The following is a 10,626-nucleotide window of genomic DNA, read 5'->3' as shown; positions in this document are numbered from 1 at the left end:
CCATCGCTTCACAAGTAGCACCTAATCGTAATAGAGTAAGTTTTTTCAAACGAAAGTGAGTTGGTAACCACAAATGGATAAACACATCTATGAACCTATCGAAAGAAAATGGATAATCAAAGACTCAGTAAGCCTATGTAGGGTGTGTAAATGATTAGAGAATCTACTATATAAGCCGTATTTTTCTTATATTATTTTTTACACTATATAGAATTGAGAACGTTTTCATGATGATTTTATCCCTATTTCCTTTTGGATAAGGGAGCATAGTAGTTATTTTGATTAAAGGGGTGTAGAATAGCTAACAATATAAAGGAGAGCTTTACTCATTGGTAAAGTTCCTTATTTATCGGTAATTTAACTGGTGTTCAGCAAATGTTTTTTGCCGGCAGGCGGACACCTTCATGCCTGTTCGTTCAAGAGAAAAACGATAGAAATATCCAGCTGTAATAGTCGGAATTGTTTTTCTTTTTGAAGTTTCTTGACAGTAGGCTGATAGCGTTGTTAACCTTACAATAATATTCTTTTACGTAGGAGGAATTTTCGAAATGTGGGAAACGAAATTTGCTAAAGAGGGCTTAACATTTGATGATGTATTATTAGTACCGGCGCATTCAGAAGTACTACCGAAAGATGTAGACTTATCTGTTCAATTAACGCCTAAAATTAAATTAAATATTCCATTGATAAGTGCTGGAATGGATACAGTTACTGAATCAAAGATGGCCATTGCAATGGCTCGCCAAGGCGGTATTGGGATCATCCATAAAAACATGAGCATTGAGAAGCAAGCAGAAGAAGTAGAAAAAGTTAAGCGTTCGGAAAATGGTGTTATTACAAATCCGTTTTTCTTAACACCAGAGCATCAAGTATTCGATGCAGAACATTTAATGGGTAAATACCGCATTTCAGGTGTTCCAATCGTAAACAATATGGACGATCAAAAATTAGTTGGTATTATTACAAACCGTGACCTTCGTTTTATCGATGATTACTCTTTAAAAATTGATACAGTAATGACAAAAGAAGACTTGATTACTGTTCCAGTCGGTACAACATTAGAGGAAGCCGAAAAAATTCTTCAGAAGCATAAAATTGAGAAATTGCCGATTGTAGATGAAGATGGAAAGCTAACAGGTTTAATTACAATCAAGGATATTGAAAAGGTTATTGAATTTCCAAATGCAGCTAAAGATAAGCATGGCCGTCTAGTAGTAGGAGCTGCAGTAGGTGTTTCGAAAGACACAATGGTACGTATTGAAAAATTGGTTGAAGCTCAAGTCGATATCATCGTAATCGACACAGCTCATGGACACTCTCAAGGTGTGTTAGACACAATTAAAGAAATCCGCACTGCTTATCCAGAGCTTGAAATCATTGCAGGGAATGTTGCAACAGCGGAAGGTACACGTGCTTTATATGAAGCTGGGGCAGACGTAGTAAAAGTTGGTATCGGGCCTGGTTCTATCTGTACAACACGTGTTGTGGCAGGTGTAGGTGTTCCTCAAATTACGGCAGTTTATGATGCAGCAACAGTTGCTCGTGAGTACGGTAAATCAATTATTGCTGACGGTGGGATTAAGTATTCAGGTGATATTGTGAAAGCATTAGCAGCAGGTGGACATGTTGTTATGCTTGGTTCTCTTTTAGCAGGTACTTCTGAATCTCCAGGAGAAACAGAAATCTTCCAAGGCCGCCGCTTTAAAGTATATAGAGGCATGGGCTCACTTGGTGCGATGGAGAAAGGATCAAAAGACCGTTATTTCCAAGAAGATGCGAAAAAATTAGTTCCTGAAGGGATTGAAGGCCGTCTTCCTTATAAAGGGCCTTTAGCAGATACAATTCATCAATTAGTTGGTGGTATTAGAGCAGGTATGGGTTATTGCGGTTCGCCGGACTTAGAGTTTTTACGTGAAAAATCTCAATTTGTGCGCATGACTGGGGCAGGCTTACGTGAATCACATCCACATGATGTTCAAATTACAAAAGAAGCACCAAACTATTCTATTTCTTAATAAAATGGAACTTTTCCACTCCTTTGGCGTCAAAATTTGAGGTCGAAGGAGTGTTTTTTATTAGGAAAACAACCCACTCAACAATGTTTATGATAAAATGGCGAGGACAACAAAAGAATTTGGAGGTAGCTTTGTGAAAAAGAAAAAAAGCAAGATTGTTAGTTTGTTAATGATCCCGCTTTTATTGCTTAGCATGTTTATACAAATGCCAAAAGCGAGTGCGGAAACAGATTTAGGGTTAACAGTAGATGCAGCCATTTTAATTGATGCAGATTCAGGAAAAATATTATATGAGCAAAATGCAGATACTTCACTAGGCATCGCTAGTATGACAAAGATGATGACGGAGTACTTGTTATTAGATGCTATAAAAAAAGGAACAGTATCCTGGGATCAGGAATATCGTGTAACGGAGTATACATATAAAGTATCTCAAGACCGATCATTAAGTAATGTCCCTCTTCGCGCTGATGGGACATATACAATACGCGAATTATATGAGGCGATGGCAATCTACAGTGCAAATGCAGCGACAATTGCTATTGCTGAAACGATCGCCGGTACAGAGGCAGAGTTCTTAAAGCTAATGAACGCTAAGGCAGAAGAGCTGGGACTGGAAGGCTATAAATTTGTTAACGCTACAGGTTTGAACAATGCAAACCTGTATGGTATGCATCCTGCCGGTACAGGCGCTGAAGATGAGAATGTTATGCCAGCTAAATCAATGGCGAAGCTTGCCTATCATTTATTAAAGGACCATCCAGAAGTATTAGAAACATCTCAAATTGCGAAGAAAACATTCCGCGAAGGAACAGAAGATGAAATTGAGATGTCCAACTGGAACTTTATGCTGCCTGGCCTTGTATATGAATATGCAGGTGTAGACGGGCTGAAGACGGGGACAACTGACTTTGCGGGCCACTGCTTCACAGGAACGGCAGAACGCAATGGTACACGTTTAATCGCTGTTGTTATGAAGGCTGTAGACTCAAAAGGCGTTGGATCCTATAAAGCACGTTTTGATGCAGCAGCCAAATTATTTGATTATGGCTTCGGTCAATTCACAAAACAAGAGATGGTGCCTGCGAATTATGCAGTCAAGGGTCATAAAACAATCCCCGTAACAAAAGGAAAAGAAGACGAAGTTGGTATTGCTACAAAAGAAGATTTATCGTTTATGGTAAAATCAAGTGATCAAGACGCCTATACAACAAAGCTTGTATTGGATAAAAAGAAGCTTGAAGGAGAAGTGAAAAAAGGAACTGTTGTCGGAAAACTAGTAGTAGAGCGTAAAGAAGGCTCTGATTACGGTTTTATAGATGGCAGTGATCTTGCAGTGGATGTCGTCACAACAGAAAATGTTGAGCGTGCTAGCGGCATATCATTATTCTTCCAAGGTATCGGTAGCTTCTTTGGCGGTCTATGGGGCAGTGTTACTGGCTTTGTAGGCGGGCTATTTTAGTAATATATGAAAATAAGAAACACACAATTTCCAAATAGGATTGTGTGTTTTTTATTTGCCAAAAACATAAGCTAATGGGGAAGGAGTGTGACTATGTGTGGAATAGCAGGATGGGTTAATTGGCAGCAGAGCCTGGTCGGGTATATAGACGTAATGAGGAAAATGACGGAAACACTTGCCCATAGAGGACCAGACGAAATGAATGTGAAGGCATTTGGGAAAGCATTATTAGGCCATCAGCGGCTAGCTGTCATTGATTTAGAGGGCGGGCGGCAGCCGATGCAGCGAACAATCGGCGACCGTACGTATACGCTTGTTTACAATGGTGAGCTGTATAATACAGCAGCACTGCGTAAAACGCTCGAGAACCGCGGCTATACGTTTGAGACGACTTCTGATACAGAAGTGCTGCTGGCTGCCTATATCGAATGGCAGGAGGCGTGTCCTACGCATTTAAACGGCATTTTTGCATTTGCTGTATGGTGTGAAGAGGAAGAATCGCTATTTATCTGCCGGGATCGGATGGGGGTAAAGCCTCTATTTTATACAGAACGGGAGAATGAGATATTATTTGCTTCAGAAATAAAAACGCTTCTTAAGCATCCAACGATAAAACCTCAAGTTGATCTGCAGGGACTTAAAGGATTATTGAGCATCGGCCCTTCCCGTATTCCGGGTACTACCGTCTTTAAAAATATAATAGAGCTTAAGCCAGCCCATTACTTAAAAATAACACCTAATGAAAAGAAGCTTGTCCGTTATTGGGATGTCTCTTATCATTCCCACCCACATGAAGAACAGGAAACGGTCGAACAGGTTCGCACGCTCTTACAGACGGCAATTGAACGGCAGCTTGTCAGTGATGTGCCTTTATGTACGTTTTTATCAGGGGGGCTCGATTCGAGCTTCATTACGGCAGTAGCTGCAGAGCAGTACAGGTCAAATGGAAAAGTGCTGCATACTTATTCCGTAGATTTTGAAGAGAGTGATAAGTTTTTCCAAAAAAATGATTTTCAAGTATCCCAGGATGCCTATTGGATCCAGCTGATGCGTGACCGCTTCCAGACAGAGCACCATGAAATCATTTTGACTCAGGAAGCTATGGTGGAAGCTTTGCTAGAGGCAATGCAGCTGAAGGATTACCCAAGCATGGCCGATATTGATAGCTCGCTTCTTCTATTCTGCAGGGAGATGAAAAAGGACTTTACCGTCGCTTTATCAGGGGAATGTGCAGATGAGCTATTTGGCGGCTATCCATGGTTCTTTGCGAATACGAATTACTTCCCTTGGATCCGTTCTATTAAAGAGCGTGATGCATTATTGAACAACGGATGGCGTGACAAACTGAACCTGGGGGGCTTTTTGCAGGAAACGTATGATGCAGCGATTGCAGAAGTGCCGGACTTATATGATAAAAGCAAGGAAGGTAAAGAAAGAGGAGAACTATTCTATTTAAATAATATGTTTTTCATGCAGACACTGCTTGAACGTAAGGACCGGATGAGTATGGGTGCCAGCCTTGAGGTACGGGTGCCATTCGCAGATCATGAGCTAGTTGAGTATGTATGGAATATCCCTTGGGACATGAAAACTGCTGGCGGACATGAAAAGGGCATCTTGCGAAAGGCAGCAGAGGGACTGCTTCCTGAGGAAATCGTCTGGAGAAAGAAAAATCCTTATCCTAAAACATATCACCCTGCATATACAAAAGCAGTTCAAACATTACTAGCAGAATGTTTGGCTGATTCCTCCAGCATCTTATATGAGCTGTTTGACCATGAGCAGCTGCAGCAACTACTTGCAACAGGAGGCGCTTCATTCCAAAAGCCTTGGTTTGGGCAGCTCATGGCAGGTCCTCAATTGCTGGCATACTTTGTACAGCTGCATCATTGGTTTAAAAATTACAATGTAGAATTAGTATGATGAAATGCTGCCATCAGGGCATGGATGGCTTCTTCTATCTCCTCTATTGGAATACCGCCGAATCCAAGAATAAAGGTAGGATGTTCATACGTAATAGGTGTAAGGATATAGCGTGTAATTGGCTGGATATGAAGGTTTGCCTGCTGAGCAGAAGATAAAAGCTCTCTATTTGTCTTCATGGACGGAATAGATAATAATACATGCATTCCTGCACTGTCTCCACTTACTTTTACAGCAGGATAATGCTTTGAAAGCACAGAAATTAATTTATCATGCTTTTTTCGGTATATTTTCCGCATGCGGTTCAAATGCTTTGAAAAGTGGCCGTCCCTCATAAAGTTCGCTAGTATATACTGATCGAAGCGCGGCACCGTCGCTGAATAGTAATTAAAGATTTCCCGGTACTTAGGCAGTAACGTAAGCGGCAATACAAAATAAGCAACACGTAAGGACGGCATTATGGATTTGGAAAAAGTGCTCATATAGATGACATTATCTCTTTTATCCAGTCCTTGAAGAGCAGGAATAGGCTTTCCAATATAGCGGAATTCACTATCATAATCATCTTCTATGATGTAGCGTTGCCCCTTGGCGGCCCATTTTAATAATTGTGTCCGACGGGTGGCAGATAGTACAGCCCCGGTCGGAAATTGATGGGAAGGGGTGATGTATACAAGGCTTGCAGCACTTTTTTCAAGCTCCTCTACAATCAGTCCATCTTCATCAACTGGTATCGGAAGAGCACGGCTTTGGATATGGGCATGTGGAATAGCAGAGTAGCCTGGATTTTCAAGAGCAATCTTTGCTGTTTTATCGAATAGACGTAAAATCATCGGCAGGAGCTGCTCTGTCCCCGAGCCAATGACAATTTGCTCGGGAATACACTGAATTCCTCTGGATTCATACAAATAACGTGCGATTTCAACCCGTAGAGCATACTCTCCCTGTGGATGGCCGGGCTGCAGCAGGTGTTTGGATGACTCATCATACATGTCTTTGGCATATTTACGCCACATACGGAATGGAAATCCATCTTCATCAATCTGTCCAGGGGAAAAATCGAATCGGTAAGAGGCTGGTTCATCAATCAACGGTTCTGCAGAAGCCATTTCCTTCTCCACGTATGGCAATTCATCAATTGCCTCTACAAAATAGCCCACACGCGGCTTAGAGATAATATAGCCTTCTGCAAGCAGCTGACCGTAAGCAAGCTCCACAGTAGTTTGGCTGATATTCAAAAAGTCACCAAGCTGGCGTTTTGATGGCAGCTTTGTACCTGTTACAATGTCCCGCCGTATGATAGCCTGTTTTATATTGAGATAAAGCTGTTCATAAAGGGGCTTTTCATCATCTTTATTGAGTGTGAAAAACAACTGTTCCATTTATGGGCCTCCTTCATTTGCTTCTTTCTTACCAACAGTATAACAAATTGATTGGAACTAGAACTTGCAAAATACGAGCAGCTATAGTAAATTAGGGTTAAATTTTAAAATTGGTAATACGATGATGGGAAATAGTAACAAGCGCGTTTTTTTTAGAGAGCCAGCGGGTGGTGGAAGCTGGTAAAGACACTTGTGAATCCGTCCTTGAGTTGCCTGGCTGAATGTTTTAGTAGGCTTGGGCCGGTTGAAAAGCCGTTATTCGATAAGTGGAGCAGGCAAGGCAGCCTGTTCAATTAGGGTGGCAACGCGGGTAGCTCTCGTCCCTTTTAGGGGATGAGGGCTTTTTTGTGTTTTAGTAAGTTAATGCGTAAAAGCAACCCCATCATCAATACACATTGGAGGTAGGAAATATGTTAGATATTAAACGTGTTCGAGACAATTATGAAGAAGTAAAAAAGATTCTTCTTACGCGTAACGAAGATTTAGGAAACATCGATGAATTCGAAGAGCTGGATAAAAAGCGCCGTGCATTAATCGCAAAAACAGAAGTATTAAAGGCAGAACGAAATAAAGCTTCTGAACAGATTGCTGTAATGAAACGCAATAAAGAAGATGCTACTGAAGCTATCACACGTACACGTGAATTAGGGGATGAAATTAAAGCATTGGATGCAGAGCTACGTGAAATCGAAGAAAAATTCGATTATATGATGATGCGTCTGCCAAACATCCCTCATGAATCTGTCCCGGTCGGTGAAACAGAAGACGACAATGTGGAAGTGTATACATGGGGAGAGAAGCCTGCTTTCGACTTTGAGCCAAAACCGCACTGGGATGTAGCGACAGAAACCGGTGTCGTTGATTTTGAGCGTGCGGGGAAAGTGACAGGAAGCCGTTTCTTATTCTATCGTGGACTTGGAGCACGTTTAGAGCGTGCATTAATGAGCTTCATGATGGATCTCCATTCTGACGAACATGGTTATGAGGAAATGCTGCCGCCTGTAATCATTAACCGTGACTCTTTAACAGGAACTGGTCAATTGCCAAAATTTGAAGAGGATGTCTTTAAATTAGAAGACCTTGATTATTTCATGGCCCCAACGGCCGAAGTACCGGTAACAAACTTCTACCGCGAAGAAATCTTGGATGGTGATATGCTGCCGAAGGGCTTTGCAGCATACAGCACATGCTTCCGTTCAGAAGCTGGGTCAGCCGGACGTGATACACGCGGATTGATTCGCCAGCACCAATTCAATAAAGTGGAATTAGTACGTTTTGTAAAACCCGAAGAATCTTACGAACAATTAGAGCTGTTAACAGGGCATGCTGAAAAAGTGCTTCAATTATTAAACTTGCCATACCGCAAGCTGCTAATGAATACATCAGACCTTGGCTTTACGGCAGCGAAGAAATATGATTTGGAAGTTTGGTTCCCAACGCAGGATATGTATCGTGAGATTTCTTCATGTTCTAACTTTGAGGATTTCCAAGCGCGTCGTGCCAATATTCGTTTCCGCCGCGAACAGGGGGCAAAACCTGAATTTGTCCACACATTAAACGGATCTGGTTTGGCAATCGGCCGTACAGTAGCTGCTATTTTAGAGAACTACCAGCAGGCTGACGGATCTGTAAAGATTCCTGAAGTGCTTGTACCGTATATGGGCGGTGTGTCAGTTATTGCACCAAAATAAGGCTGAAAAGTTTTATTTTCAACAGAATAAAGACCGATAAATATAATATTACTAAAAGGGTTCCTACAAAGTGTAGGAGCCTTTTTTTAGAGGAGGAAGAGTATGGAGATACGTCAGTTTGAACAATTGCCAAAGGAGATAATAGAAGGAATTCAAGTCGTTCATCGGTATGTATTCGAAGGAGACTCATTAAAGGAAGAAAAGCTCCACAATAAAAATGGGTTTCTTGCTTTTGTGGCGATCGAAGGAGGAACAGTTACTGGCTTTAAGCTTGGCTATGAAATGGAGGCTGGTGTATTTTACAGCTGGCTTGGCGGTGTACATCCTTCCTATCAAATGCAGGGGATTGCCTCTAAATTGATGGCAGCGCAGCATGAGGAATGTAAAAAACGCGGTTATCCCAAAGTGCGTACATATGGACGGAACGCTAAAAAAGCAATGCTGATTTTGAATTTAAAGCATGGATTCGATATTATCGATACATTTATAGATAAGAAAGGAAGACATAAAATTATTTTTGAAAAGGAGCTTTAAGGAAGTGGGAGAGAGTATTATACTATCTGGCTATAATATGTCATGCGAGAAATCCATTTGCTGAATGAGTTAAAAGATAGACTCTGCTATCTTTGCCCATTCGAATTTTTATAAGCACCTATCTCCCACCTATGGCCAGAAATCCCCTTCAGCTTTAAGGTGGGAGTGTATAAGTAACGCTTATTTTGCTTGTTATATCCGTATAAAAAGAATTAGATAAAATTTTTCATAAGGTATGTAGTCGTTTTTATGGCTATTAACCCATTCACGCTGAATACCTTTTGGAATACCAGCTTTAGAAAAGTAAAAATCCGATACTGATAATAATACCTGTAAAAATTAATACGAGCACACAGAAGCCCATAATATCTTTTGCTTTTAACCCCGCAATCGCAAGTGCAGGCAGTGCCCAGAAGGGCTGAATCATGTTTGTCCATGCATCGCCCCATGCAATCGCCATCGCAGTTTTAGCATAGTCGGCATTAAGGGTACTAGCAGCTTCCAGCATAATCGGCGCCTGTACAGACCATTGTCCCCCACCAGATGGAACAAAGAAGTTTACTAGACCCCCTGCATAGAATGTGAATAAGTAGAATGTTGTTTCATTAGAAATGGAAACAAACCAGCTGGAAATAACGCTTGCTAATCCTGAGTCTGTCATCATGCCCATAATAGCTGCATAAAACGGGAATTGGAAAACAATTCCGCCAGTTGTTTTAATAGCATCTTGGACAGCTGCCAAAAAGCGCTGCGGTGTACCATGAAGAATGATTCCTAAAATGACAAAGATCGTATTAACAATATTTAAATCGAGAATAAATCCTTTAGTAGCAAAATGGTAAACTAAATAAGTTACACCGAGAAGGCCGATAAATCCTGTAATAAGATAGCTGCGCTCTGACAGTGAGGCGAAGTTTCTTTCAGGTGCGGGAAGTTCTATATCCTCATCTTTAATCAGTACAGGATCGACCTCTATAATATCCTCTTCTTTAGGCATTAAGAATCGGTTGAAGAATGGCAATGTCAAAACAATAACGATAACAATAAATAAGTTATAAGGTGTAAAGATTGTATCTGTTGTAGGAATAACGCCCATTATATTCTGGAATGGATGTCCTTCAGTTGCAATTGAAAGCGGTACAGAGCCCGCTAATCCTCCATGCCAAATAACAAAACCAGAGTAGGCACTGGCAATAAGCAGACGGTAGTCTACCTTACGCACCTGGCGTGCAATCTCTTTTGCAAACAAAGCCCCGATCACTAATCCGAATCCCCAGTTAATCCAGCAGGCAATGAGTGAAACAAATGTTACGATAATAATGGCCATAGATGGGCTTTTAATTCTTTTGGCAATAGAAGCCAGTATTCTCTTAAATAGCGGACTGTTTGCTAATACATGTCCGGCTGCAAGCACAACAACCATTTGCATTGTAAATGACAATAGTCCCCAGAAGCCATTACCCCAGTGAATTGTCATATCAAGCGGAGTGGAGTCAGTAAAGATCACTCCTAATACCAAAACAACAAAAGTTAAAATAGCTACAAAAATATATGGGTCTGGTAAATACTTTTCCATCAATGCATTCATAAATTTAGTAATTCTTTTCATCATAATCCCC

The 10,626-nt window shown here is 41.1% G+C and carries 7 protein-coding genes and 1 other annotated feature; of the genes, 5 read left to right on the top strand and 2 right to left on the bottom strand.

The window, feature by feature from the left end; genetic code table 11:
- Positions 1-548 precede the first annotated feature (548 nt).
- The 3 genes from guaB to asnB all read left to right on the top strand — a co-directional run bounded on the left by guaB (position 549) and on the right by asnB (position 5,400).
- Positions 549-2,015 carry an IMP dehydrogenase gene (gene guaB, locus BOD01S_RS21720; protein WP_036150737.1) on the top strand — a complete coding sequence of 489 codons (1,467 nt, stop codon included), beginning with the start codon at positions 549-551 and terminating at the stop codon, positions 2,013-2,015.
- Positions 2,016-2,184: 169 nt separating this feature from the next.
- Positions 2,185-3,477, top strand: a complete 1,293-nt coding sequence (locus BOD01S_RS21715; RefSeq protein WP_233153196.1) for a D-alanyl-D-alanine carboxypeptidase family protein — start codon at positions 2,185-2,187, stop codon at positions 3,475-3,477.
- Between the two features lie 93 nt (positions 3,478-3,570).
- Positions 3,571-5,400: an asparagine synthase (glutamine-hydrolyzing) gene (gene asnB, locus BOD01S_RS21710; protein ID WP_036150729.1), complete on the top strand. Its 1,830-nt coding sequence runs from the start codon at positions 3,571-3,573 to the stop codon at positions 5,398-5,400.
- Here asnB and pdxR read toward each other — a convergent pair.
- Positions 5,379-6,782 (bottom strand): MocR-like pyridoxine biosynthesis transcription factor PdxR, encoded by a 1,404-nt coding sequence (pdxR, locus tag BOD01S_RS21705; RefSeq protein ID WP_036150727.1) that lies wholly within the window; start codon positions 6,780-6,782, stop codon positions 5,379-5,381. The genes asnB and pdxR overlap by 22 nt on opposite strands.
- 112 nt (positions 6,783-6,894) lie before the next feature.
- Positions 6,895-7,110 (top strand) — a binding site (T-box leader).
- An 82-nt stretch (positions 7,111-7,192) separates the two neighbouring features.
- Here pdxR and serS point away from each other — a divergent pair.
- Together serS and BOD01S_RS21695 are read left to right on the top strand one after the other, a co-directional pair.
- On the top strand, positions 7,193-8,473 hold the full coding sequence (serS, locus tag BOD01S_RS21700) for a serine--tRNA ligase (protein WP_036150725.1): 1,281 nt from the start codon (positions 7,193-7,195) through the stop codon (positions 8,471-8,473).
- Between the two features lie 102 nt (positions 8,474-8,575).
- Positions 8,576-9,007, top strand: coding sequence for a GNAT family N-acetyltransferase (locus tag BOD01S_RS21695; protein ID WP_036150724.1), 432 nt, complete (start codon positions 8,576-8,578; stop codon positions 9,005-9,007).
- A 295-nt stretch (positions 9,008-9,302) separates the two neighbouring features.
- Here BOD01S_RS21695 and BOD01S_RS21690 read toward each other — a convergent pair whose 3' ends face one another.
- Positions 9,303-10,616, bottom strand: coding sequence for a short-chain fatty acid transporter (locus tag BOD01S_RS21690; RefSeq protein ID WP_036150722.1), 1,314 nt, complete (start codon positions 10,614-10,616; stop codon positions 9,303-9,305).
- Between the last annotated feature and the right edge of the window lie 10 nt (positions 10,617-10,626).

This window comes from Lysinibacillus odysseyi 34hs-1 = NBRC 100172 (assembly GCF_001591965.1).
Lineage (GTDB): Bacteria > Bacillota > Bacilli > Bacillales_A > Planococcaceae > Lysinibacillus_B > Lysinibacillus_B odysseyi.
This window is presented reverse-complemented; position numbering and strand designations above follow the sequence as displayed.